22 protein-coding genes and 1 tRNA gene are annotated in these 26,126 nt (G+C 48.9%); 15 read left to right on the forward strand and 8 right to left on the reverse strand.

Annotated features, from left to right (window positions below; all coding sequences use genetic code 11):
• Positions 1 to 4: 4 nt before the first annotated feature.
• Positions 5 to 1,039, reverse strand: coding sequence for an aminoglycoside phosphotransferase family protein (locus tag AELLOGFF_RS13270; protein ID WP_159269186.1), 1,035 nt, complete (start codon positions 1,037 to 1,039; stop codon positions 5 to 7).
• A gap of 149 nt (positions 1,040 to 1,188) precedes the next feature.
• On the opposite strand from AELLOGFF_RS13270, the gene AELLOGFF_RS13275 reads away from it, so the two are divergent.
• From AELLOGFF_RS13275 to AELLOGFF_RS13305, 7 genes are all read left to right on the forward strand, one after another.
• Complete coding sequence (locus tag AELLOGFF_RS13275) at positions 1,189 to 3,594, forward strand: LPS-assembly protein LptD (protein WP_159269187.1); 2,406 nt, start codon at positions 1,189 to 1,191, stop codon at positions 3,592 to 3,594.
• A complete protein-coding gene (locus AELLOGFF_RS13280) occupies positions 3,587 to 4,852 on the forward strand; it encodes a peptidylprolyl isomerase (protein WP_235035723.1) in 1,266 nt (421 codons plus the stop codon). The genes AELLOGFF_RS13275 and AELLOGFF_RS13280 overlap by 8 nt, the downstream gene beginning before the upstream one ends.
• Entirely contained in the window at positions 4,852 to 5,847 is a 996-nt protein-coding gene (gene pdxA, locus AELLOGFF_RS13285) for a 4-hydroxythreonine-4-phosphate dehydrogenase PdxA (protein WP_159269189.1), read from the forward strand. Before AELLOGFF_RS13280 ends, pdxA begins: the two co-directional genes overlap by 1 nt.
• The gene (rsmA, locus tag AELLOGFF_RS13290) at positions 5,847 to 6,644 is read left to right on the forward strand and encodes a 16S rRNA (adenine(1518)-N(6)/adenine(1519)-N(6))-dimethyltransferase RsmA (RefSeq protein ID WP_159269190.1); all 798 of its coding nucleotides are present in this window, start codon (positions 5,847 to 5,849) and stop codon (positions 6,642 to 6,644) included. The genes pdxA and rsmA overlap by 1 nt, the downstream gene beginning before the upstream one ends.
• A gap of 15 nt (positions 6,645 to 6,659) precedes the next feature.
• Positions 6,660 to 7,037, forward strand: a complete 378-nt coding sequence (gene apaG, locus AELLOGFF_RS13295; RefSeq protein WP_159269191.1) for a Co2+/Mg2+ efflux protein ApaG — start codon at positions 6,660 to 6,662, stop codon at positions 7,035 to 7,037.
• Positions 7,038 to 7,045: 8 nt separating this feature from the next.
• Positions 7,046 to 7,858, forward strand: a complete 813-nt coding sequence (locus AELLOGFF_RS13300) for a symmetrical bis(5'-nucleosyl)-tetraphosphatase (RefSeq protein ID WP_159269192.1) — start codon at positions 7,046 to 7,048, stop codon at positions 7,856 to 7,858.
• 91 nt (positions 7,859 to 7,949) lie between these two features.
• Positions 7,950 to 9,041, forward strand: a complete 1,092-nt coding sequence (locus tag AELLOGFF_RS13305; RefSeq protein ID WP_159269193.1) for a multifunctional CCA tRNA nucleotidyl transferase/2'3'-cyclic phosphodiesterase/2'nucleotidase/phosphatase — start codon at positions 7,950 to 7,952, stop codon at positions 9,039 to 9,041.
• A gap of 5 nt (positions 9,042 to 9,046) precedes the next feature.
• Here AELLOGFF_RS13305 and folK read toward each other — a convergent pair whose 3' ends face one another.
• The 3 genes from folK to tsaD are packed head-to-tail and all read right to left on the reverse strand — an operon-like array spanning position 9,047 to position 10,967.
• Entirely contained in the window at positions 9,047 to 9,556 is a 510-nt protein-coding gene (folK, locus tag AELLOGFF_RS13310; protein ID WP_159269194.1) for a 2-amino-4-hydroxy-6-hydroxymethyldihydropteridine diphosphokinase, read from the reverse strand.
• A gap of 2 nt (positions 9,557 to 9,558) precedes the next feature.
• The gene (gene folB, locus AELLOGFF_RS13315) at positions 9,559 to 9,912 is read right to left on the reverse strand and encodes a dihydroneopterin aldolase (RefSeq protein ID WP_159269195.1); all 354 of its coding nucleotides are present in this window, start codon (positions 9,910 to 9,912) and stop codon (positions 9,559 to 9,561) included.
• 29 nt (positions 9,913 to 9,941) lie between these two features.
• Entirely contained in the window at positions 9,942 to 10,967 is a 1,026-nt protein-coding gene (gene tsaD, locus AELLOGFF_RS13320; RefSeq protein ID WP_159269420.1) for a tRNA (adenosine(37)-N6)-threonylcarbamoyltransferase complex transferase subunit TsaD, read from the reverse strand.
• Between the two features lie 185 nt (positions 10,968 to 11,152).
• On the opposite strand from tsaD, the gene rpsU reads away from it, so the two are divergent.
• The 5 genes from rpsU (at position 11,153) to AELLOGFF_RS13345 (ending at position 16,422) form a co-directional block, all read left to right on the forward strand.
• Positions 11,153 to 11,368, forward strand: a complete 216-nt coding sequence (gene rpsU, locus AELLOGFF_RS13325) for a 30S ribosomal protein S21 (protein ID WP_103682796.1) — start codon at positions 11,153 to 11,155, stop codon at positions 11,366 to 11,368.
• A 76-nt stretch (positions 11,369 to 11,444) separates the two neighbouring features.
• Positions 11,445 to 11,897 (forward strand): GatB/YqeY domain-containing protein, encoded by a 453-nt coding sequence (locus AELLOGFF_RS13330; protein ID WP_159269196.1) that lies wholly within the window; start codon positions 11,445 to 11,447, stop codon positions 11,895 to 11,897.
• A gap of 82 nt (positions 11,898 to 11,979) precedes the next feature.
• On the forward strand, positions 11,980 to 13,842 hold the full coding sequence (gene dnaG, locus AELLOGFF_RS13335) for a DNA primase (RefSeq protein ID WP_159269197.1): 1,863 nt from the start codon (positions 11,980 to 11,982) through the stop codon (positions 13,840 to 13,842).
• 171 nt (positions 13,843 to 14,013) lie between these two features.
• Positions 14,014 to 15,801: an RNA polymerase sigma factor RpoD gene (rpoD, locus tag AELLOGFF_RS13340; RefSeq protein ID WP_159269198.1), complete on the forward strand. Its 1,788-nt coding sequence runs from the start codon at positions 14,014 to 14,016 to the stop codon at positions 15,799 to 15,801.
• 69 nt (positions 15,802 to 15,870) lie between these two features.
• Positions 15,871 to 16,422, forward strand: a complete 552-nt coding sequence (locus AELLOGFF_RS13345; RefSeq protein ID WP_159269199.1) for a hypothetical protein — start codon at positions 15,871 to 15,873, stop codon at positions 16,420 to 16,422.
• An 11-nt stretch (positions 16,423 to 16,433) separates the two neighbouring features.
• Here AELLOGFF_RS13345 and AELLOGFF_RS13350 read toward each other — a convergent pair whose 3' ends face one another.
• The 3 genes from AELLOGFF_RS13350 to AELLOGFF_RS13360 are packed head-to-tail and all read right to left on the reverse strand — an operon-like array spanning position 16,434 to position 20,878.
• Positions 16,434 to 18,629 (reverse strand): ATP-binding protein, encoded by a 2,196-nt coding sequence (locus AELLOGFF_RS13350; protein ID WP_159269200.1) that lies wholly within the window; start codon positions 18,627 to 18,629, stop codon positions 16,434 to 16,436.
• A complete protein-coding gene (locus AELLOGFF_RS13355; protein WP_159269201.1) occupies positions 18,626 to 18,997 on the reverse strand; it encodes a response regulator in 372 nt (123 codons plus the stop codon). Before AELLOGFF_RS13355 ends, AELLOGFF_RS13350 begins: the two co-directional genes overlap by 4 nt.
• A 15-nt stretch (positions 18,998 to 19,012) precedes the next feature.
• Complete coding sequence (locus tag AELLOGFF_RS13360; protein WP_159269202.1) at positions 19,013 to 20,878, reverse strand: adenylate/guanylate cyclase domain-containing protein; 1,866 nt, start codon at positions 20,876 to 20,878, stop codon at positions 19,013 to 19,015.
• A gap of 305 nt (positions 20,879 to 21,183) precedes the next feature.
• Between AELLOGFF_RS13360 and AELLOGFF_RS13365 the strand changes: the two genes are divergently transcribed.
• Positions 21,184 to 21,260: transfer RNA gene (locus tag AELLOGFF_RS13365), tRNA-Ile, on the forward strand.
• A 351-nt stretch (positions 21,261 to 21,611) separates the two neighbouring features.
• Here AELLOGFF_RS13365 and AELLOGFF_RS13370 read toward each other — a convergent pair.
• Positions 21,612 to 22,925: an MFS transporter gene (locus AELLOGFF_RS13370; RefSeq protein WP_159269203.1), complete on the reverse strand. Its 1,314-nt coding sequence runs from the start codon at positions 22,923 to 22,925 to the stop codon at positions 21,612 to 21,614.
• A 31-nt stretch (positions 22,926 to 22,956) separates the two neighbouring features.
• Here AELLOGFF_RS13370 and cyoA point away from each other — a divergent pair, with 31 nt between their 5' ends.
• Positions 22,957 to 24,063: a ubiquinol oxidase subunit II gene (gene cyoA, locus AELLOGFF_RS13375; protein WP_235035724.1), complete on the forward strand. Its 1,107-nt coding sequence runs from the start codon at positions 22,957 to 22,959 to the stop codon at positions 24,061 to 24,063.
• Positions 24,064 to 24,140: 77 nt separating this feature from the next.
• Positions 24,141 to 26,126 (forward strand): cytochrome o ubiquinol oxidase subunit I, encoded by a 1,986-nt coding sequence (gene cyoB, locus AELLOGFF_RS13380; RefSeq protein ID WP_159269204.1) that lies wholly within the window; start codon positions 24,141 to 24,143, stop codon positions 26,124 to 26,126.

A 26,126-nucleotide genomic window follows, 5' to 3' on the forward strand; every position in this document is an offset into this window, starting at 1 on the left:
GCCTTCAATGCTCTAGCTCCTGATACCAAAACTGCTCAACAATGATTGGCATCAACTTTTCTGCAAACCAATCACAAAATCCGTCAAACTCTGGGTATTGACTAGCCACACTCAGGGTGTAACTAATAACCAAGGGTAAATCAGGTAAATACCCCGATTTATTGTCCCGCAGGTGGAGGCGCGCAAAGATACCCAATACTTTGATATGTCGCTGCAAGCCCATCCAGTCGGCATCTTGTAAAAACTCAGACTCACTCTTATCACCCAACAAACCCGCACGCTGGGCCATAAGTCGATAAACACCAATCCACTCTTCGACCTGTTCCGGCGACCAACTGATATAGCAATCCCGAACCAAAGATACCAAGTCGTAGGTAATTGGCCCCACCACAGCATCCTGAAAATCAATCACGCCTAACTGCTCATCAGCTAGCACCATAATATTGCGACTGTGAAAATCTCGATGAACCACCACCTGCGCCTGCTGCTCCGCTCGCTGGCTAAGCAACTCAAAGACATTCGCCAACATCTCACGCTCTTCGCTGTTTAATGAATAGCTCAGCAGCCCTTCGACAAACCATGTGATGAACAAGGTCATTTCATCGTTTAGACGGGTATTATCGTAGTGCGGAAGTGCGTGAGCCGAAGCCGGAATAGCCTGCATAGCAAGTAAAATACGGAAAGCTTGGCGGTAATAATGGTCAGCAGCTGCGCTGTTTACCAATAATGGATGCAACAATTGATCGCCAAAGTCTTCTTGCAATAAAAAGCCACGGTCTTCATCCCAAGCCAATAATTTGGGCACCCGCGCACCGTGGCGATGTAGAAGGTCTTGTACCGTCGAGAATGCGAGATTATCTTCCTTTTCCGGCGGGGCGTGTACAACAATCACGCTGCCCCCCGCTTTGAGCATCAGACGATAATAGCGCCGAAAACTCGCATCACCCGACACCACATCTAAGTCTTCTGCCGCTTGATCTGCCGACAAAGCCAATTTCTGCAAGCTCCAGCTATGTAGCTCACCAAGAATTTGATCCATATATTTTTCCGTAAAAGGTCAGTGTAAGCGCCAGACGAGAACTAGAATTTTTCGCCTTTTATACACTCAAACGGGCATCCTAGCAGAGAATGCTTTATTATCCACCTTCGCCAATCCGGGCTCCACCGCCAGAATAAAATCACTATCTAATGTCAGTGTTTCGCTTATCCATATTTACCGTGCTAATCGCCTTCACTGGGCCAGTGTTAGCGCAGATAACTACCACTGATGATTGTGGTAATACGGATATCCCAAAACTCAGCGCTGACATTTCTGATCTACCTCTTTATTACCAACACTGGCATTGGGTCCCCAATAACTACCTAAGTGCATCGTCACGCTGCGGCATAGCCACCGGTTGCCAAGGGCGCTTCGTTGAGCCTGAGAGAAACTGGGAGGGAGCTAATCAATCGCCACTCAGCGCCCCGCTTAACGTATCAGCTGACACCATTGAATCAGTCGGCACCAAGGCAACCATGACCGGTGATGTGCAGCTACGCAAAGGCGACCTAAGCCTTGATGCAGGTTATGCGCAATATAATCGCAGCAATAGCACTGTCATGCTCAGAGATAATGTTGTACTACGTCAACCCGGCATCTTATTGCGCGGTCAATTCGCGCAAATTGATACCAACAAAGGACTTGGCGAACTACAGCAGGCTGAAATATTAAGCTTTGCAACCGGTGCACGCGGTACGGCGGGGCGCATCGCCCGTCCCGATTATGATCGCTTTGAACTCGAACAGGCTAGTTACACCCAATGTACACCAGATAATGAAACTTGGTCATTGCACGCCGACAGTATTGTACTTGATTACGATAGCGGTCGCGGCGTGGCTAGAGGAACCAGCATAAGAGTTTATGATATTCCGGTGTTCTACAGCCCCTACCTAAATTTCCCTGTAGATGACCGCCGCGCAACGGGGTTTTTATTCCCCTCGATCGGGGTTTCCGATGGCAGCCTAGATATTTCTACACCGTATTATTTAAATCTTGCCCCCAACTACGACGCCATTATCACTCCCCGCTTTATTGAACAGCGCGGTGAGGCGCTGGAAACCGAGCTCCGTTATTTAAATCAATACAGCGAGTGGTTAGTCAACACCAGCTTTCTGGGTAACGACCAAAAAGAAGATATTGACCGCTGGCTACTCGGTATCAGCGAAAAGGGCTATATAAATGAGCGCTGGAGCACCGAAGTAGACTTTACAAAAGTTAGCGACGACGACTACTTCAGCGATTTAGGCCTAGCTAACTTGGCCGTAAAACGTAGCACCCACCTTAATCAGCAGGCCGCCATCAACTACAACTCTGACGATTGGAGCGGTCGAATTGAAGTGCAACGCTACCAAACCATTGCAGCGGTTGAAGACCCCTATCAAAAACTGCCTCAACTAAGCTTAAATTACCAATCACCTGCTAAAAATTTCCAGCTAGAACCTAGCATGGAGCTTGAGTACACCCAATTTGATCACCGAGACAGTATCGAAAACGGAGGCACAGAAGTGACTGGTCAGCGCGTATACGGCACTGCTGGGGCTAGCCTGCCAATGCGCTGGCGGTGGGGGTTCATTGAACCCGCAGTCAAAAGTCGTCATGTTGTTTATGAGCTAGAAAACACCAATGTAGCGGGTGCAAATTCCAATCCTGACGCCAGCAGTAATCAGTTTAGTATCGACAGTGGCTTATATTTTGAACGCGATTTAATCATCAGCAACCAAGACTGGACGCAAACACTAGAGCCCCGGTTATTTTATCGCTACGCTGAATATGAAGACCAAAGCGATCAACCCGACTTTGACAGCGCTGCACTGACCTTCACCTATCAGCAGTTGTTTCGCGATAACCGCTTTACCGGCCATGACCGGCTAGACGACGCCAATCAGATTGCCATCGGTATGAGTAGCCGCTTTATTAATAATGACGCTGGGCGAGAAATTTTAACCGCCAGCATCGGCCAACTTCACTATTTTGACGACGGCAAAGTTCAACTTCCCGGTGATGAAGTGCGTAAAAGCAGCAATTCTGATTTAGCCGGTCAAATTCGTTTATTACCCAACGACAATAGCTGGATCAGCCTAGATATTTTATACGATGCACGTCAAGGGGTGCTCAATCAGTCCAATCTAGGCTACCATCAGCGCAGCGACAACGGCACACTGTTCAATGCAAACTACACCTTCCGACGCGAAGGCAGTGATCTTGGCGGTCTAGAAGACGACATTATGCAAGGCGATATGTCCCTAAGTCTGCCATTGAATGATCAGTGGAAGATATTTGCAAAAACTCAATATGACTTCGAAGACAATCGTCCTATAGAGAACCTTGTCGGGGCGGAATACCAAAACTGCTGCTGGCTAACTCGTGTAGTTTATCAGCGAGCTTTGGAACCTGACGACGACAATGAGTCTAACGTCAGTGGCATCAGCAGCACCGGCACTCAGAACACGACCGCCGTGTTAATAGAATTTCAGTTAAAAGGATTGGGGGGCTTAGGCACCGCAGTCACCAGTGTTTTAAAGGACAGTATTTTTGGCTACTTATCTGATGAATAATATGCGTTTATTACAAGTTTTAACCTCCGCGTTGCTTATCGCACTCGCGCCGCTTGCTCAAGCAGAAACTCAATGGCTTGATAGCGTAGCAGCCATCGTCGATGACGATATCATTCTTACTAGCGAGCTAGACGAGCGCATCAAAAGCATCAAGTCTAATATTGCCCGCTCTGGCAGTCAGTCACCGCCAGAAGAACAGCTGCGTAAAGAAGTGCTAGACCTACTGGTGCTAGAAAATATTCAGCTGCAAATGGCAAATCGTTACGGCCTGCGTATTGAAGACGAAGAGCTTAATGCTGCCGTTGCACGTATCGCTGCCAGTAACAATTTGACCCTAGAGCAATTTCAGCAAACGGTTACCGAGAGAGGCGGTTCCTATCTCGCCATCCGCGAACAGATTAGCCGCGAAATGATTCTTCAGCGGGTCCAAATGGGCAACGTCAATCAGCGGATTCAGGTCACTGAACAAGAGATTCAGAACTACCTGCAATCGTCTGAAGGCAAAGAAGTGACTTCACCCGAATTCCACTTCTCGCACATTCTTATCCCCGTTAGCTCAGATGCTACCGATGCTGAACGCAAACAAGCTGAGAACAAAGCAAACTCGTTAAGCGCTAAATTGCGCAAGGGCAGCAATATTGACAATGCCAATGACGACATCAGCATTAGCGATCTAGGCTGGCGAAAAGGCACCGCACTTCCCGCTTTGTTCCAAGGCGTTGCCGCAAAAATGACCGATGGCGACGTATCTGATCCGCTGCAAAGCGCCAGTGGCTTTCATATCATCAAGCTATTAGAAAGCCGTGGCGTTAAGCAAATGGTAAAGCAGACCCGCGCCAGCCATATCTTGCTAAAACCCTCAGCAATACGTGATGAAGCACAAACCTTAGCCTTAGCCAAAGAGCTTCGTCAACGCGCCCTGAATGGTGAAGACTTCGGTGACTTAGCCAAAGAATTCTCTGAAGACATAGGGTCAGCTCAGGAAGGTGGTGATCTTGGCTGGACTAGCCCCGGACAACTGGTTGCCGAGTTTCAACAGGCAATGGATGAAACTGCACCAGGTGAAATACACCCTCCAGCCAAAAGCCAATATGGCTGGCATGTCATTAAAGTGATAGACCGCCGAAGTAAAGACGTGACAGATGACATGCGTAAGCAAATTGCCCGCAATGCACTACACGAACGCAAATACGCTGACGAACTCGATATTTGGCTACGCAAAATCCGCAGCGAAGCCTTTGTCGACATTAAAATTTAATGGCAGTACGCATCGCGATTACCCCCGGCGAACCCGCCGGGGTAGGACCGGAACTCCTTGTTAAACTCGCTCAGCAAGATTGTGACGCAGAACTCATTGCCTTTGCCGATGCAAACTTACTACTTCAGCGCGCCAAAGCCATTGGCCTACCTTTACACCTCAGTAACGCAGATTTTAGCAAGCCACCAAGTAGCCACCATGCGGGCCACTTAAGAGTAGTTGATATTGCATGCCAGACTCAGGCAACCCCCGGTATATTAAATACCGACAACGCCAACTACGTGCTAGAAACCCTGCGCCAAGCTACTGACGCCTGCCTCAATAAAGATTGTCACGGCGTTGTCACTGGTCCAGTCCAGAAATCTATCATTAACGATGCCGGCATCCCATTCAGTGGCCACACAGAGTTTCTTGCTGAACGCTGCCATGTCGATAAAGTCGTTATGATGCTAGCAAGTGAAAAACTACGTGTAGCCCTAGTTACTACCCACCTGCCACTCAGCGCAGTTCCAGCGGCGATCACGAATGACAATTTACAGCGCGTAACTGAAATTTTACATCAAGCGTTACGCCAGCAATTTGGCTGCCAGCAACCCCGCATAATGGTACTAGGCCTCAACCCTCATGCCGGTGAAGGCGGCCATATGGGTTGCGAAGAAATCGACACGATTATCCCCTGTCTTGAACAACTCAGAAAAAAAGGCTGGCAATTAATAGGCCCTCTGCCCGCTGACACCGCATTTACACCGCACCATCTAGCTCAATGCGACGCGGTTCTTGCCATGTACCATGACCAAGGCTTGCCCGTATTAAAATACCAAGGCTTTGGTCGTGCAGTTAATATCACACTTGGCCTGCCCATTATTCGCACGTCGGTAGACCACGGTACAGCTTTAGATCTAGCAGGCAGCGGCCGCGCAGACTGCGGTAGCTTTGAGGCCGCGTTAACCACCGCCATCTCTATGGCCAAGCACAGCATCAGGAACCCCAATTAATGCAGTCGCCACCGCAACACCAAGCGCGTAAACGTTTTGGTCAAAACTTTCTCAATGATCAGGGCATCATTCGCCGCATCGTTCGCGCAGTATCCCCACAAGAGCATCAGCGTGTATTGGAGATTGGCCCCGGCCAAGGCGCAATAACCGCCTCCATTTTAGCTACTGACTGCCAGCTAGATGTCATAGAACTAGACCGCGACCTCATACCAATCTTAGAAGATAAATTTGGTGTCGAAAAAAACTTCACCCTTCATCAGGGTGATGCGCTGAAATTTGATATCACCGCGCTCGCTGCCGGAGAGCAATTAAGGGTTGTGGGCAATCTTCCTTACAATATTTCAACCCCTCTCATTTTTCATCTACTCACCGCCCACAGCTGCATTAAAGATATGCATTTTATGCTGCAAAAAGAGGTGGTAGACCGGCTGGCAGCCAAGCCTGGCAGCAAGACCTACGGCAGGCTGGGTATCATGGCGCAATATTATTGCGAAGTAGAATCACTTTTTGACGTCCCACCAGAAGCTTTTACCCCCCGCCCCAAGGTACAATCCGCCATCGTTAGGCTAACCCCTTACGAAAAGCCGCCATGTCCAGCTAATAATGTCGACACCTTGCAAAAGGTATTGCGAAGCGCATTCAATCAGCGCAGAAAAACCTTACGCAATACCCTTAAAGGGGTTATCGATAGCACCGAGATAGAACGCCTTGGAATCGACTCAGGCCTTCGTCCCGAGCAGCTGGGCTTAGCGGAATATGTTGCCATTGCCAATGCAGTGAACAGCAACAGCGAGTAATTTGCGGAGCACATAATGCCAGAAACAGCACCAGTAGATATTCAGGTAGAAAGCCAGTATCTACCTGACCAATCAGAACCAACCCAGCAACGCTTTGCGTTTGCCTATACCATCACCATTCAAAACACAGGCGATGAGGCCGTGCGCCTATTAAACCGCCACTGGATTATTACCGACGGCGACAACCAAGTTCAAGAAGTACAAGGTGAAGGCGTTATTGGCAAACAACCACTAATTCCACCAGGAGAGTCTTTTAGCTACACCTCTGGCGCAGTGATTGATACCGCGGTTGGCACAATGGAAGGCAGCTATGAAATGATTAGCGCTTCCGGTCGTCCATTTATTGCGCCAATAGGAATTTTCTCACTTGCCCAGCCTTCGGCGCTTCATTAACTAGTGTTATGAGTAACTATGCCGTAGGTGATCTACAAGGCTGCCTAAAGCCACTGCAACGTTTGCTAAAGCAAGTTAATTTCGATGCCAATGTAGATCAGCTATGGCTTGTCGGCGACCTAGTGAATAGAGGGCCAGACTCACTAGATACCCTGCGTTTTTTATATAGCATGAAAGACAGCCTGCGTATTACCTTAGGCAATCATGACCTGCACACCATTGCCTTAGCCCGCAAAGCCACAACACGCGGGCGCCATCCCACATTAGAAGCACTGTTAAACGCCCATGATTGCGATGAACTCACCCAGTGGCTGCTACAGCAACCCTTGGTGCGTAAATCAGATGATGGCCGCTATTTAATGAGCCACGCAGGTATTCCTCATATCTGGAGCAGTCATCAAGCGCTCTCGCTCAGCAAAGAAGTAGAGTCCACGCTGCAAAGCGTCAAGGTCGACGACTTCTTTCATAATATGTACGGGGATTCACCCTTATGCTGGCGAGATGACTTATGCGGTAATGAACGTCTCCGCACCATAACAAACTACCTTACTCGAATGCGCGCCTGCGATGCCCATGGCGAACTCGAATTAAGCTTTAAAGGCAGCCCCGCTGACATTCCCGCCCCCTACCGCCCGTGGTTTGAGTGGCAGCCATTAAACCAACGGCAAGAAACCTTGATCTTTGGACATTGGGCCGCATTGGAATGCAACACGGGACGCAATGATATTATCGCCCTTGATAGCGGCTGCGTTTGGGGCCGTCACATGACCATGCTAAATATGGATACACAGCAATTGTATCGCTGCGAGTGCAAGCCCTAGCACTATAATACCTTGGCAGCTATTTTCGAAAACCCGCCCATAGTCAATGCTATACTGCCAGCCTATTTACAAACCCTTAGCACAGGTCTCCATGAAAACGTATCTCGTCGGCGGCGCAGTACGCGATAAATTACTAAACTATCCCTATCACGAACGAGATTGGGTGGTAGTCGGTGCACACCCAAAAGATCTGATCGAGCAAAATTATCAACAAGTAGGCAAAGATTTCCCCGTATTTCTGCACCCCACAACCAAAGAGGAATACGCCTTAGCTCGCACCGAGCGAAAATCTGGCGCGGGTTATCATGGATTTATATGCGATTTCAGCCCAGACATTACCCTAGAAGAAGATTTAAGCCGTCGTGATTTGACCATCAACGCAATGGCAGAAAGCGACAAGGGCGACATTATTGACCCCTACGGCGGCACTAAGGATTTACACAACCGCGTACTCCGCCACGTCTCACCCGCATTTAGTGAAGACCCCTTACGCATTCTTCGTGTCGCAAGGTTTGCTGCTCGCTACGCCCACCTAGGATTTGTGGTCGCTGACGAAACCCAAGAATTAATGCGTGAGATGAGCGATAACGGTGAATTATCAACCATTGCCGCCGAGCGTATCTGGGTAGAGTTAACTAAGGCACTAAACGAAAAATCTCCCGCCACCTTTTTTACAACATTATTAGATTGCGGCGCCTTGCGGGCATTATTTCCTCTGTGGCCAGCCGCCCTAAACACCCAAGTACTAACAAGCTTAAATCATGCCGCTGATTTAAATTTAGATATTGATATTCGCTTTGCCATCACTTGCAGTGAATTAAACACCAAGCAATGCCAAACCCTGTGCAAACAACTTCGCGCCAGTAATAGTGCGACATGGCTAGCAGAGCGATGCGCCGCCAACATTCCACTTCCATCGCTTAATACCGCAGAAGACTGGCTGACACTGCTTGAGAATTTTGACTACGTTCGTCGGCCACAGCTATTAACCGCGTTCATCACCGCAGCAACACAATTAACACCCGAGGAAGAACGCCTAAACAAATTACAGAACGCCGCTACCGCCCTGCAAGAAATCCAAGCCGCTAACTTGATTAGCCAGGGGTTTAAAGGTCCGGCTCTGGGGCAGGCACTACGTGCAGAACGCTTAAAAAAATTGACCGAATTAGCTTGCTACAAATAAAAGAACTAAGTCGCTGAAAGGTCCCGGCCCTGCCATAAAAAGGACACAGGCCATAATTTTTGATCTGAGGCGTAAGCACGCCACAACTCTTGATAACTGCGACCATCTAGTGGATGCCTGTGGTTGGGCGCGAGCTCACTCAACGGTAACAGGACAAACGCGTTATACAGAATTTCTTCACGGGGCAACTCTATACCGGCATGATAACCACAGAGCTCGCCATAACTTAAAATATCGATATCTAAGGTTCGGGGGCTAAACTTTAACGCGTCTAATTGACGACCGTTATTCAACTCAATGGCCCGCATTTGCACGGCAAGCTCACTTAAGGGCATATCGGTAGAAAACCCTACCGCCATATTCAAGAATAAACTACCACGAAACCCAACCGACTCACTCTCATACACCCTAGACAACTTTAAGGGACCAAATAGCTCGGTTAAGCTATCTAGCGCAATGGTGAGATGACGGTAGCGAGCGGTATTACTGCCCAAACTGAGAAAAACGTCAGCCATCGCTATCGTTGACCACGCTCAATGACAATGCCAACTTCACTGGCTTGCCGCATGGCCCCAGGCTTACTCAGGGTTAACCGCAGCCAAGGTACAGCAAACTCTGTCATTATCATCTCTGCACAACGCTGCGCCAGCGTTTCTACTAACGCAAACTCACTTGCCTTAACAAACGCTTCAACGCCTTCAGTGATCGCCTTGTAATTTAAGGTAAGCTTAATATCATCATCCGCAGCGGCGGGACGAATATCTGTACCCAATTCAAGATCAAGTACCAATGTTTGATGATGTGCGCGCTCAAAATCATAGATACCAATAACCGTATCTACTCGTAAACCACGTATAAAAACAATATCCATAAACTGCCCCATGCCTAGCCAAGCGTCATTCAGACTGGCGTCAATTCTGTCATCGGCCAACGAGGCCGTATCGATACACCAAGCCCCTCCGCCTGCCCAACCTGTAAGCGACAATGACCTGCATATGCGATCATCGCACCATTATCAGTACAAAACTCGGGACGTGGATAGAAGACGTGACCACCTGTTTTGGCTAACTTTTGGGCTAAACGCGCTCGCAGCACGGTATTCGCACTCACCCCCCCCGCCATCACCAAAGTATTTAAATTTTCTTGCACTAAGGCTCGCGTGCACTTAATAACCAACGTATCAACGACCGCCTCTTGGAAAGCAGCGGCAATATCCGCCTTATCTTGAGCATCATGGCCGCCAGCTTCGCGGCTAGCTGCCACCGTATTTAATGTAAAGGTCTTTAAACCGCTAAAACTAAAATCCAAACCCGGACGATTTACCATAGGTCTTGGGAATTTATATCGCCCAACCGTGCCCTGCTCTGCAGCCTTTGCCACTTGCGGCCCACCCGGGTAACCCAAGCCCAGCATTTTTGCGGCCTTATCAAAGGCCTCTCCAGCGGCATCATCAAGTGACTCACCCAAAATACGATACCGGCCAATTCCATCAACCCGTACTAGCTGGGTATGACCACCAGAGACCAGTAGCGCAATAAAAGGAAAGTCAGGCGCGTTTTCTTCCAGCATTGGCGCCAGTAAATGGCCTTCCATATGATGCACCGCAACAGCGGGAACTCCCCAGCCATAAGCCATTGCCCGCCCAGCGCAGGCACCAACCATTAAGGCACCCGCAAGCCCAGGGCCATTAGTGAAGGCAACCCCGTCTAACTCTTCGCCACGCATACCCGCCTTTGTCAAAACCTCGCGGACCAACGGAAGTAACTTTCTAACATGGTCTCGCGATGCCAACTCTGGCACCACACCACCATATTCGGCATGCAAATCAATTTGACTGTACAAGGCCTCCGCAAGTAAACCTTGCTCAGAGTCGTATATCGCCACACCCGTTTCATCACAAGAGGTTTCAAGTCCCAAAACACGCACTTTCTGACTTCCCACGCTAATTGAGCGCGCATGATACTGGCTCAACAGGATTCACACCAGTTATCGCCTTAATGGCTTTGCTTTTTGCCACAACAGAGTATAGAATTCAGCGCCCTTGGAGTACCGCTTTGAAATTTGCGGTGCAAACAGCAATTTTTGCACATTGATTAGGACAGGTTTAACGAATGCCTTCAGTCAAACTCAAAGAAAACGAACCATTTGATATCGCTCTACGTCGTTTTAAGCGTTCTTGCGAAAAAGCAGGCGTACTGGCAGAAGTTCGTCGTCGCGAATTCTACGAAAAGCCAACTTCAGTTCGTAAGCGTCAAGCTGCCGCTGCTGTTAAGCGTCACGCTAAAAAAGTATCACGCGACAACAAAAAGCAACAACGCCTCTACTAAGGTCTCTTCGCAGAACCTTAAGTAGTGCCTTGCGCTTTGCTCTACCCTCCTTAAATCAAAGGAATCTTGCGAGACCATGGCTGATCAAACGCTGAAGCAAACTCTCACAGACGCGATGAAAACCGCGATGCGAGCCAAAGATAAAGCGACATTGAATGCCGTGCGACTTATACTCGCCGAGATAAAACGCATTGAAGTTGATGAGCGCATAGATGTAGATGATGCACGTGTGCTTACTGTACTCGACAAAATGTGCAAACAGCGTCGAGACTCGATCAGCCAGTATGAAAATGCTGGCCGTGAAGAACTCGCCGAGCAAGAACGCTTTGAAATGAGCGTCATCCAAACCTATATGCCCACCCCGTTAAGTGACGACGAGCTTGAGAGTCTTATTAAAGCCGCCATCAGTAACAGCGGTGCAACGGCAATGAAAGACATGGGTAAAGTTGTAGCCGAACTAAAACCTAAAGTTCAGGGTCGCGCAGATATGGCCGCTGTCAGCAAAAAAATCAAAGCATTACTCGCTTAACAAAGACAAACCCACTCCGGCCAATTGCTAGCATCGGCATCAACTGATACGCTCACCCAACTGCTTTTTCGGAAATACTGACGTGGCCGCAAAAGGACGTATCCCCCAATATTTTATCGATGACCTGCTCTCAAGGGTCGACATTGTCGACGTCATCAACCGCCGCGTTTCTTTAAAAAAGACCGGTAAGAATTATAGTGCTTGCTGCCCCTTCCACGAGGAAAAAACCCCTTCTTTTAGCGTAAACCCAGACAAACAGTTCTATTATTGCTTTGGCTGCGGCGCTGCGGGAAATGCGGTTGGCTTCATTATGGATTACGAGCGCCAGGATTTTCCCAGCGCCATAGAGAGCCTCGCTCACGTTGCGGGACTAGAAGTCCCTCGCGAAGAATTAAGCCCTCAGCAGCAAATCAAACAAGAACGCCGTAAAACCATTTACGACTTAATGGAGCAAGTTTCCGCCCATTACCAAAAACAACTTCGAGTCTCCCCGCAATCCCAGCGCGCCGTCGACTACCTGAAACGCCGCGGTCTCAGCGGCCGAATCGCCAGAGACTTTAACATTGGCTTTGCCCCACCGGGCTGGGACAACCTCTTAAACACATTTGGCAATACCGACGAGCAAAAGCAGCAACTTATTGACGCCGGCATGCTCATTGAGAAAGAAGACGGCAAGCTCTACGATCGCTTCCGTGACAGAATCATGTTCCCCATCCGCGACAACCGCGGACGCGTCATTGCTTTTGGCGGCCGGGTTTTAGGTGACGACAAACCTAAATATTTAAACTCCCCCGAAACCGATATTTTTCAAAAAAACAGAGAGCTTTATGGGCTCTACCATGCTCGACAAAATAACCGCCATTTAGAACAGCTCCTTATCGTAGAAGGCTATATGGATGTTGTTGCCTTGGCGCAACATGGGATTATGACAGGCATTGCCACCCTCGGCACAGCCAGTAACACAGAACACCTTCGCACGGCTTTTCGCTATGCCAGCGAGCTTATATTTTGCTTCGACGGTGACGCTGCTGGACGCAAAGCGGCTGAGCGCGCCTTAGAAAACGCCCTCCCAGTAATGGAAGATGGCAGACGAATTCGCTTTTTATTTTTACCCGAAGGAGATGACCCCGATAGCGTGGTCAACCGCGATGGCGCAGCAGGCTTTCAAAAACTACTCGCCAAAGCCACACCTCTTGAGCGCTATTTTTTCGAATCGCTACACGAGCAAACAGACCCCGACACACTGGAAGGCAAGGCGCGCCTGAGTAAACTAGCACTACCCAAGCTGCTAATGCTACCCGATGGCGTTTTTCGCCAACTCATGCTCGACTCCCTAGCGGAGCGGACCGGCCTCAGCCGCCAATCCGTAGACCAACTACTTAATGAGTCAAATGCCGAAAAACCAATTACGGAGAATACCGCTCCCACAGCTCCGCAACGCCGCGACGCCACTCAAAACCTAAAGGTACAATTACCAAAGGGACGCCGCGACCCCCTTTTATTTGCATTGGCCATGCTGCTCTACAACCCGAGAGGCGTTACCACGGGTACAAGCAATATCACCCATTCAGACTCTTCACCGGTAGCCGCACTGCTAAATAACACTATCGCGTTGCTGCGTAAGCGTCCCGAGTCCAGCACAGCGATGCTGTTAGGGCACTGGTACGGGCAACCTGAATACGAGGTTTTGACAGAGGCCCTAAAAACCATCGAACTGCTTGGCAACGAATTAACCGACGAAAAAGCCGAAGCCGCCTTTTTCGACACCCTAACTCACCTCGAAACCCAGCAATCCAGCGAAATATTACGCAATCATGTTGATAAATTACGGGGCGACAGTGAAGTCGACAAACCACCAAACAGCAACTACGCTGAGCTTAGTGAGTCAGAAAAACAGCAGCTGCTCACAATTCAACAGCTGCTAAAACAAAAACACCGCTTGTAAAAACGAAAACAGGCTTCATTAATACACTACTACCTAGTCCAATTACGCAGAACCGCACAATTTACCAAACTACAACCTGAACAAGTCTGGAATTTACTGGTCGTATAGGGGGTAGATGGGGTATAATCCGCGGCTATTTTTCAACCTGCACCCAACGAGTAATTTGAAAGAATGAGTGACTCAAAGCATCAATCGCGCCTCAAACAACTCATTGCCAAAGGCAAGGAGCAGGGTTATTTAACGTACTCTGAGGTCAACGACCACTTACCGGAAGATATTTCGGATCCAGATCAGGTCGAAGAAATCATCCAAATGATCAATGACATGGGGATTCAGGTGTTTGAACACGCGCCTGATGAAGACACATTGATCATGGCCGGCAGCGATTCACCTGACGACATCGCCGCCGCAGAAGCTGCAGCCGCGCTTGCCGCAGTAGAAACTGAAACGGGCCGCACAACCGACCCTGTCCGCATGTATATGCGGGAAATGGGCACCGTTGAACTCCTTACCCGTGAAGGCGAAATTGTCATTGCCAAACGGATAGAAGAAGGTATCCGTGAAGTAATGGCGTCACTGGCCTATTACCCCGGCGTGGTTACTGGTGTTCTAGCTCAATACGACAAAGTTGCTACAGAAGAGCGTCGCCTCGGCGATATCATGAGCGGCTATTTAGACCCAGCAGACAATGTACCCTCACCGCAAGCTCAAGCAGCAGCCGCTGCAGAAGCCAGTGATGACGATGAAGATGCCGTCTCCGGTCCAGATCCAGAAGAAGCACGTATTCGCTTTGCGGCATTACAAAAGCAATCGGATAAGGTTGAAAAATGCATCGCTGAAAACGGTCGCTACAGCAAGCAAACCGCAAAAGAATTAAGCGCCTTAGGCGAACTATTCAAATTCTTTAAGCTGACCCCAAGCATTTTTGACCCCCTCATAGAAGAGGTGCGCACCACACTTAGCTCCATTCGTGCAATGGAACGTGAAATCATGTCCATCTGCATCAAAAAAGTGGGCATTGATCGCAAAGAGTTCATCCGTAGCTTCCAAGGCAACGAAGCCAACCTTAAATGGGCTGATGAACTGTTAAAGAAACACCCAAAATTAGCAGAATACAACGACGTTATTCGCCGTATTCAGACTAAAATTGCCTATATTGAAGAACGCCAAGACTTAACTATTTCTGACATCAAAGAAATTAATCGTCGCGTTTCTATTGGTGAGGCTCGCGCCCGCCGCGCTAAAAAGGAAATGGTAGAAGCCAACCTACGATTGGTTATCTCTATTGCCAAAAAGTACACCAACCGTGGTTTGCAATTCCTCGATTTGATTCAAGAAGGCAATATCGGCTTGATGAAAGCGGTAGACAAATTTGAATACCGTCGCGGTTACAAGTTCTCAACTTATGCAACATGGTGGATACGCCAGGCCATTACTCGCTCTATTGCTGACCAGGCGCGTACTATCCGTATTCCGGTACACATGATAGAAACCATCAACAAGCTAAACCGTATCTCTCGCCAGATGCTTCAGGAAATGGGACGCGAACCCACACCAGAAGAACTCGGTGAGCGTATGGAAATGCCTGAAGATAAAGTACGTAAAGTACTTAAAATCGCCAAAGAACCTATTTCAATGGAAACACCTATTGGTGATGATGAAGACTCTCACTTAGGTGATTTCATCGAAGACGGCACCATCTCTTCACCCATTGAATCGGCCACAGGCGAAGGTCTACGCGAAGCCACTAAAGATGTGCTTTCAGGGCTGACTGCTCGGGAAGCAAAAGTGCTGAGAATGCGCTTTGGTATTGATATGAATACCGATCACACCCTAGAAGAGGTCGGCAAACAATTTGACGTTACCAGAGAACGTATTCGTCAAATCGAAGCCAAAGCATTGCGTAAGCTACGTCATCCAACACGCTCGGACCACCTCCGCAGCTTCTTAGACGAATAACAACACAGAAAACCCGAACTTGCCTACTCGGCAAGTTCGGCTCAAAATCTACAATTGGATGTATCTACGATGCTCGCCAACGTAACTCGGCAGCTACATGCAGCCAGTATCTATATTGCATTTACCAGTATTATTATCAGCGGCTGCCAAAGCCAACCGCCTTCAGCTGACTCAGACCAGCTTGCCCCACCCACGTTAAATACTGAAACGAGCACATCTAGTTTATTTATTGCTCAACAGCTACTTAGCTCGCAGAATTTTTTAGACGCTGAAGCTACCTATCAGAATTTACTCGAAACAAGCACGGATCAAAACACGCTCCAACAATCCTTGGCTGGGCTTGCGCTATGTTACTTACACCCTAATAGCCCAATCTTTAATTCAGCTCTTGCCACTGCATCAATAGATCGTCTTTATCAGCAAATGATGCGCTGGCCACAAAATGAGCCCAGCTTAGATATACTCTTTTTTAGCCTAAGCCTTAGCCTAGAGCAGCTAGCCCAACAGCAAGAAGAAATTGCGCTACGAGAAAAAGCTGAAATTCAGCAACGACTACTAGCCCGTGAAATCACAACCCTGCAACGTGCCATAGAAAAACTACGCCAATTAGGTTTGCAGTAAATTCCTGGCTATCACGCGCCACGATCCAAATACGCGCCCAATTGACCGCGTAAACTCTGAATTTCCAACTCGGTTTGCGCCATCAAGACCGGCACATTCCGCCAATGCTCTGTACGCAAATGCGTCACTAAACGGCTCACCTGTCCGCTATCGCTATGGGGTCCCATCACAATTAACTGCCAGGGCAACTCAGTAAGCAGTTCGGCCACCCGAGTTAAATCAGCACTTTGGTAAACCTTCCAATGTTCGGCACCAGATAACTGTTCAATCACCTCTGCAAGGATGTCGCCCTCTTCAATAACCAGCATGTTTCCCACCGCAGTCGCTGGCAGCAAATCTCGCACCACTGCGACCAACTCGGCACTCTCCACGGGCTTGACTAAATAACCACTTGCACCCAGTAACAAACCTAGATCACGCTCATTCAGCATTGACAGCATCAACACCGGCACACTCCCCAGCACGACATCACTTCGCAAACTATGAAGTACCTGCCAACCATCCAAGCCCGGCATCATAACGTCCAGCACCACCAAGTCAGGCCGATGTTGCCGCGCCATTACCAAGCCTTCTGCGCCCGATGATGCGGTCCGAACACGGTAGCCCTCACGACTTAAGGCGCGATGGCTCAAATCCAACGCAGCTAAATCGTCATCTATCACTAAAATATCACCCGTGGCACTTTTATCTAAGGTTGCCGACGACTCAGCTTCACCCACCGGCAAGCTAAGTCTAAATGTGGAGCCTACTCCCAATTCGCTATCAGCGGTAATCGTGCCGCCCAATAGCTCGGCAAACTTGCGTGAAATCGTTAAACCTAAACCAGAGCCACCATATTGCTTTGTTGTTGACTGATCAGCCTGCACAAACGCATCAAACACACGACTTAACTGCTCAGTATTCATCCCAATACCGCTATCTCGGACTTCTGCAAGCAAATAGCCATTCCCGTTCTCAACTTCCTCCGTTACCGACAGGTATATATCGCCAGATCGGGTAAACTTGGCCGCATTACTCAGCAGATTTAATAAAATCTGCCGCAGGCGCGTCACATCCGTTCGGATACGATCACTTTTTAAGGCGAAGTGACAATGCAAGGTATCCCCATTTTTTTCCATTAATGGCGCAACCGTAACCTCCACATCCCTGAGAACAGGCTCTAAGGCGACATCTTCCCAGAACACCGCCATACGACCAGATTCAATTTTAGAGATATCCAGCACATCATTAATTAATGCCAGAAGATGCTTACCGGCTAATTGAATTTTTTCAAGGTCTGGCTGCAGATCGCTGACCGACAAGTCATCTTCTTCAGCAATCTCTTCCAGCAACATTTCCGAATAACCAATGATCGCATTCATTGGCGTACGCAACTCATGGCTCATATTCGCCAAAAAGCCACTTTTTGCCTGATTGGCGGCGTCTGCGCGTCGACTTGCTTCACGCACTCGCCCCATCGCCTGGCGCAAACTAGACGCCATATCATTAAATGAGTTCGCCAACTGACCAAACTCATCATGCCCCATGTCTGCAATGCTGTAATCAAAATTACCTTCACGCCACTCAGCCGTACCCTTTTGCAGCTGTCGAATTGCCCGCCGGGTGTAACGCGTCATGTAATAGCCAAGAACAAAGGTCGTAATTAGCGCTAATAAAAACACGGCCAACGCCACTTTGTTTGTCATACTGACAATTTCACGAAGGTCAGCATTAATTTGGTCAGAGCGTGACAGCAAATACCATTCGTTTGCTGTAATCCGCGAACTCAGGGCCTCGTACTCACGAAGTAACCCGCTTGCACTATGCGTGTCATTTGCCTGCAAAAATGATCGCCAATGCTCAAACAAAGCCGCTGCATTTAACGGTTCATAACTTCCCGCTTCTAAGTACTCATGCAAATCACTATTAAGCTCTTCTTCAAGTGCCGACAAAGCATCAATACCGCTGAGCAACTCATTTCGCTCAGATGAGGTAATACCATTCTGTCCGCCAGATTCCGACAGCGCATCCACCACTAATATTTTTCGATGCGTGCTATACATCCGCTGACTAAAGTCATTCAACTCAGACTGCGAGCGAATCACATGCTGTAACAACCAAACATTGCGACGTCTAGTGTCATTGCCCCACACTTGAACCAAGACGCTACCCAACGACAACACCAAAATAGCGACAAAAGACAGTGTTAAACGGCGGGTAAAACTCATCCTTTAGTACCAAGTAGGTATTCGATTTTTCCAAGCAGGCGCGGTAAATCAACAGGCTTGGTATCGTAATCATCGCAACCCGCCAACAACGCTCGTTGGCGATCATCGGCCATCGCATGGGCGGTTAAGGCAATAATAGGGATAGCCTGTAGCGACGGCGTTGCCTTCATTTCTCTGGCCACCTGCCAGCCATCTTTGATCGGCAAACTCATATCCAATAGCATTAAATCTGGCTTGTCACTAAGACTCATATCAATACCAAGCTGGCCATCAACAGCTAGTAGTACCTCATACCCCTTGCGTATTAACCGTCGGCTGAGCATATCTCGATTCATTTCATTGTCTTCAACGAGCAATATTTTTGGCATCACCACACCTACACCTTATTCACTAAACGCACGCTGCAAAACCCCTTGCAGCTCAGGACTGGTCGACGTCATAGTGACGACATATTCACGCTCCGTGTTCTGGGTGGTGATTTTCGCATAGCAAGCCTCAAAGCCATCGATACGAACATCAGCCAAAACCGGTAACGCCTCGCTGCTGATAACCCGCAGCTTGTCGCCAGCACGTGCATCCAGCGTCACAGTATATTGACTCGCCCCAGCCTGCTTCCCAGCCATTAAAGTGAGCTGCAAACACAATTTATTACTACAGCCCTGCCATTGAACTGAGCTTGGGTTTAGCAATAAATCATAGGGCATACCCACCCCCAGAACCTCAGACAGCTGTACCGCATCACCCATGCCTTTAAGCGAAACGCTAACTTGCTCTCCAGCTAACACCTCAACAGAAGCCCCCGCCATGGTGGCAGGCGACGCCAATATTTGCCCCCCCACAGTACAGGACTCAATCCGGCCCGTTAAATTCACATTATGACCAACCACGCCATATTTTGAGCGCAATTCAGAGCCCACATTGCCGGCCACTACATCACCGGTATTCAAACCAATACCCATACTGATTTCGGGTAAACCATCAGCCACGTTAAGCGCATTCACATCTTTTATGGCGAGCTGCATCGCAACAGCACAAGCCAACGCTCGATCGCAATCGTCCTTATCACTAAGGGGGGCACCAAAAATAACCAGAATGCCATCGCCGACAAACTCGTCAACGGTGCCCCTAAAGCGCTGTATTACCTCTGTCATTTTGCCAAAATAGTTATTCAGCAAGGTCACACATTGTTCAGGCCCTAATTGCTGGCTTAGAGCCGAGAAACCACGAATATCCGCCATTAATACCGTCACTTGACGAAGCTCACCGCCCAGCTTTAGGCCGTCATTATCATCAAGTAAACGCTGAACTATTTCATCTGATAGGTAGCGACCAAATATTTTGCGAATAAAGCGCTGACTTTTCTCTAGCTCAGCAAGGTACTCACGCTCGCGATCTCGCCATTGCTTGGTCTCCAACGACGCGCTAATTCTCGCTCTTAGCAACGTACCGTTAACGGGCTTAAGCAAATAATCACTAGCACCCGCATCAATGCAACGTACCGCCCCTTCTTCATCTTGCATACCACTAATGACAACGACCGGAATGCGCCGCAAGGCCTCATCGCCACGAATAACTTGAAGCACCTCGTAGCCGTTCATATCGGGCATCACCAAATCTAATAACACCACATCTGGCTCTGCACTGCGCATAATCTCTAAGCAGCGCTCACCACTGGCAGCTTCTATCACCATATAGTTTTGACGTTGTAACTGATGAGCAAGTAAGTCACGGCTACTATCATTATCATCAACCACCAAAATACTTGCCGCCATATGCTCACGATCATCGCGCAGAATACCGCGCTTAAAGCTCTTGAAAATGGCCTCTATGGGGTCAGCCGCCACAGCACCGTCATTACCCAAGGTAAACTGCTCTAATCGAGCTTGAAACAATTGGGACTGGTGCCGAATCTGGCCAATATACTCGCTGGCAATTTTATCGTCACAATCTTCTAAAAGGATTTCGCTAAAACCATCAACCAAACCAATGGCATTGCGTAAATCGTGCCGTAAGCGGGACAACTCCGTTTGCGAACTCGGTGTTAACGCTGAAATAGACGCCAACATCTCCATCATGGACGACGACGCATTCGCAATCTTCTCTACGTCCGCCTTTAAGCTCTCTAATTCAGAGATCACACTTAATTCAAGCAATGACTCAGTAAACGCAAAGACAGACCCAAGCGGCGCCTGCAGCGACTGACGCTGATCATCTAAATACGCTTTAAATATACGGTCTTGATTACTCAAGCTCAGCCTCCAACTTATAAAGTTCACGGCTCAGATTATTGCACTTCAATGAAGAAATAGCATTTACGTCTGCGATATCTGCAACGCAAATAGCATCAAGCACTGGCCAACCCCGCCAACGCACACTATAATGCGCCCACGTTTTAAGCGTGGTAGGGGATTTTTCTCCAGTACTTGATTATCCAGCAGTGAAATTGACTGCCCTAAGAATCAGTATTAGCACGTAATATACTGCTTACTGCGAACATGATGACGACGGCAACCGTTATAGGTACGTCCAAAAAAGCATGTCATCATTCTTATAAGGGCCTTTAGCTCAGTTGGTTAGAGCATCCGACTCATAATCGGCAGGTCCGCAGTTCAAGTCTGCGAAGGCCCACCATATCAAAGCCCCGCACCGAAAGGTGTGGGGCTTTTTTATGACCGCGAAATATGGATGATTCACGACTGGATTTTATTCCCAACCGTAGAGGCAAGAGAAAGCTTAGAGCGTATTGACGAATCTTCCCAAGTTTCTTAAAACTTAATAAGACTTTCACGTAAAAGCTAGGAGAGCGCCCGCCTCAATATCAGCACTAAAATAAGTACTGATATTTTATTGAATATTGAGGCAGTGGCAACGCGACATTCCCAATCGCTACATTCGTCTTAGGAGCAGCTAAGCTGAATATAAGTAGCTGCTCGCTCGGAGAGGGCCAATATTATCGACATAATAAATTCACAGGTGCTTTGATTAGTCAGCCGCTTCCATATGCTTGCTAATTCGCAGCGCCATAAGCGTACAAAAGGTGCCGGAAATCAAATACAAGCTAACGGCAAATAACCCGAAATGCACAGACAAACCAAGGGCAATTAAAGGTGCGAATGCAGCGCCAAACAACCAGGCAAAATCAGATGTTAATGCCGCACCAGCATAGCGGAAGCGGCGTTCAAAGTTGGCCGTTAAAGTGCCGGACGCTTGACCATAGGAAACCCCAAGTAGTGCAAAACCGACTAAAATAAAGGTGTCTTGCATCACTGCCGAACCACTCATCAGCAGCGGCGTGAACAGTGCAAAGATACCGATTAATACTGCCATTAACGACACGGTGGTGCGCTTGCCAATACGGTCGGCAATAATCCCAGAAACAACGGTGGCGATTATCCCAATACAGGCACCAAAGACCTGCACTATTAAGACATTGCCAATTAATTGTGACTCACCCAATGAGATCCATGAAAGCGGAAAGATCGTGACGATATGAAATAGCGCATAGCTCGCCAGTGCCGCAAAAGCACCCAAGAAAATATTAGGCCCTTGTTTTTCAAGCATTTCACTTGTGCTTATTGGTTCCAGCTCGCTCTCTTCCAATGCCGCCGTATATTCTTCGGTGAGCACCAAACGCAGACGCGCAAATAACGCAACCACGTTGATGGCCAAGGCAACAAAGAAGGGATAGCGCCACGCCCACGCCTGAAAGTCTTCTGGACTAACACTGCTAATCAGGTAGAAAAACAATAAATTTGCGATAAGAAAACCAATTGGGGCACCGAGCTGACCAATCATGGCGTACCAGCTGCGTTTCGACTGAGGCGCATTCAGTACTAACAACGAGGGCAGACCATCCCAAGAGCCGCCGAGTGCAAAACCTTGTAGAATACGGAAGATGGCGAGAAAAAATATTGAGCTGCCGCCAAGGGAATCATACCCCGGCAAAAAGGCGATGCCCGCGGTGGCAGTGCCCAACAAGAACAAAGACGAACTCAATTTAACACTGCGACCCCAGCGCCGCTGTATATTCATAAATAGAGCGGTACCAAAAGGCCGTGCCACAAATGCCATTGAGAATATGGCGAAGCCGTACAACATGCCCTCTAGTGTGCTGGCGAAAGGGAAAAACACACTTGGGAACACCAATACGCAGGCCATGCCAAACACGAAAAAGTCGAAATGTTCCGAGGCGCGGCCAATAACCACACCTATGGCGATCTCGCCGGGGGCTACCGGCGAATGACCGGCCGGCGTTTGCATATCGGCTGCAAGAGCAGAGTTTGTTGTACTGGCCATGGTGAGGCGCTCATCCCTAGTTTTGTGAATTATGAAAGACTACTCCGATTCACCCGAGCCAGCCATAGGACAAATTGTCCAATTCTTTCCACGCGGTAATTCGCTTAAAGTTTGCGCCTCTCATTACTATCTGGACTTGCGAGTGGCGATGTCGATTTCCAAAACTCTGCGTACAACTTCCATAGGCACTATCGGACTAGCCCTTCTGGCTGGCTGCGATACCGTGGTTATGTCTCCCTCTGGCGATATTGCAGCGCAGCAGGCCAATCTCATTATCTGGGCCACCATTTTAATGCTGATCGTGGTGGTGCCCGTTATTGTACTTACCCTGTGGTTTGCATGGCGCTACCGCGCGTCTAACAAAGACGCAACCTATGCCCCAGACTGGGATCACTCCACTAATTTAGAACTAGTCATCTGGGCTGCACCGCTAGCGATTATCATCGCCTTGGGAGCATTAACGTGGGTGAGCACCCACCAACTTGACCCCTACCGACCGCTGGATCGCATCAGAGAAGGCCAGCCCGTCGCCGAAGATGTTGAGCCACTCATTATAGAAGTGGTTGCCATGGACTGGAAATGGCTGTTCTTTTATCCCGAGCAAGGTATCGCGGCCGTGAACCAACTGGCCGCGCCGGTAGACCGGCCAATCAAATTCAAAATCACCGCCACCACGATGATGAACTCCTTTTATATACCGGCACTGGCGGGTCAAATTTACGCCATGGGCGGCATGGAAACCCAATTACACGCGGTAATTAATGAACCGGGAAGCTACGACGGTTTCTCAGCGAATTATTCTGGCGCCGGCTTTAACGGCATGCGCTTTAAGTTTTTAGGTATGAGTGAAGCCGACTTTGATCAGTGGACAAACAAAGTCAAGAACGAAGGCGAGCTACTTAGCCGTCCCGTCTATCAGGCCTTGGCAGAACCCAGTGAATACAACCCCGTACAGTATTACAGTGAAGTAGCGCCAGATCTGTACGACGCGATTCTCAATCGCTGCGTAGAACCCGGCACGCTGTGTATGAAAGACATGATGAAGCATCACGGCCACCATGGCAGTGATAACGCTGAGTCTCATGCCGCGCCGTCGACAACCCCCAACACACATGATGAGGGTCACCATGCCCACTAGCTACCCTTGTGCAATTACCGTGGTCGCAATGCGTCCGTCTCATTCACTCATAGCGCGTCAGAGCGTCGGTAACGTTCATGTCTGATCTCAGTACACTAGTATTTGGCCGTTTAAGCCTAGATTCGATCCCCTTTCACGATCCTATACTGATAGGAACCTTTGTGGTGGCCGCTATTGGTGGCATCGCCCTGCTCGCTGCACTCACCTATTACAAGGTCTGGGGATACCTCTGGAGCGAATGGTTTACCAGTATCGATCATAAGCGTATCGGCGTGATGTATATGATTCTGGGCTTGGTCATGCTTCTGCGCGGTTTTGCTGATGCCATTATGATGCGCATCCATCAGGCCATGGCCTTTGGTGAAGCCACGGGGTATCTGCCACCGGATCACTACGATCAAATCTTTACCGCCCACGGCGTGATAATGATTTTCTTTGTGGCGATGCCCTTTGTTGTTGGCTTAATGAACTACATTGTGCCGCTGCAAATCGGTGCCCGCGACGTGGCGTTTCCCTTCTTAAACAACCTCAGCTTCTGGATGACCAGCGCCGGTGCGGCATTGATCATGGTGTCGCTGTTTGTTGGCGAATTCGCTAAGTCTGGCTGGCTAGCCTACCCGCCACTCACCGGGATACTGCAAAGTCCGGGGGTTGGTGTCGACTACTATATTTGGTCATTGCAGATAGCCGGGGTCGGCACCCTGCTATCTGGTATTAACTTTGTTGTCACCATTGTAAAAATGCGCGCACCCGGCATGAATATGATGAAAATGCCGATTTTCACCTGGACGGCGCTGTGTACTAACATTTTGATTGTGGCGGCATTCCCCATACTTACTGCCGTTATGACGCTACTGTCTTTAGACCGCTATCTCGGTATGAATTTCTTCACCAACGACCTTGGCGGCAACGCCATGATGTATGTAAACCTAATATGGATTTGGGGTCACCCAGAGGTTTATATTCTGATTTTGCCGATCTTTGGGGTGTTCTCAGAGATCGTCTCGACGTATAGCGGTAAGCGTTTGTTCGGCTATTCGTCTATGGTTTATGCCACGCTGGTAATCACCATTCTGTCCTACTTGGTATGGTTGCATCACTTCTTTACTATGGGTTCTGGTGCAACGGTGAATAGCTTCTTTGGCATCACCACCATGATTATTTCGATACCGACCGGCGCCAAGATCTTTAACTGGTTGTTTACCATGTACCGTGGCCGCATTCAGTTTGAAGTGCCCATGCTGTGGACTATCGGTTTTATGATCACCTTTGTCATTGGTGGGATGACTGGCGTACTGCTCGCGGTGCCACCCGCAGACTTTGTGCTGCATAACAGCCTGTTTTTAATCGCTCACTTCCATAACGTTATTATTGGTGGCGTGGTATTTGGGACATTTGCTGCCATTACATTCTGGTACCCCAAGGTCACCGGCTACAAGCTAGAGCCTTTCTGGGGCAAGGTCTCCTTCTGGTGCTGGTTTATCGGCTTCTATTTGGCGTTTATGCCGCTCTATATGCTCGGCTTTATGGGTGTCACCCGTCGTATGAGTCACTTCGACGATCCCTCACTGCAGATATGGTTCCAGATTGCACTGGGCGGTGCGGTGTTGATTGGTATGGGTATCATCAGTTTCTTGATCCAGCTTTATGTGAGCTACAAGCGTCGCGACTCGCTGCGCGATGAAACTGGCGACCCGTGGAATGGCCGCACCTTGGAGTGGTCAACCTCGTCTCCACCACCCAAATACAACTTTGCGTTTACACCTAAGGTATACGATCTCGATGCGTGGTGGCATATGAAGAGCAACGGCTTTAAGCGCGCAAGCGATGGCTTCTTAGCGATCCATATGCCAAAGAACACCGCCGCGGGTATGGTGATATCAGGCCTAAGCGCAGCATTTGGTTTTGCCATGATCTGGCATATGTGGCTAATCGGCGGACTGACGTTTGCCGCGCTAATGATCGCCATTATTGCTCACACCTTTAACTACAAGCGCGACTACTACATACCTGCAGATGAGGTAGCACTAGTAGAAGCTAAACGCGGGGAGGCCACTGCCTAA

Origin of the sequence: Zhongshania aliphaticivorans (assembly GCF_902705875.1) — a bacterium.
GTDB lineage: Bacteria > Pseudomonadota > Gammaproteobacteria > Pseudomonadales > Spongiibacteraceae > Spongiibacter > Spongiibacter aliphaticivorans_A.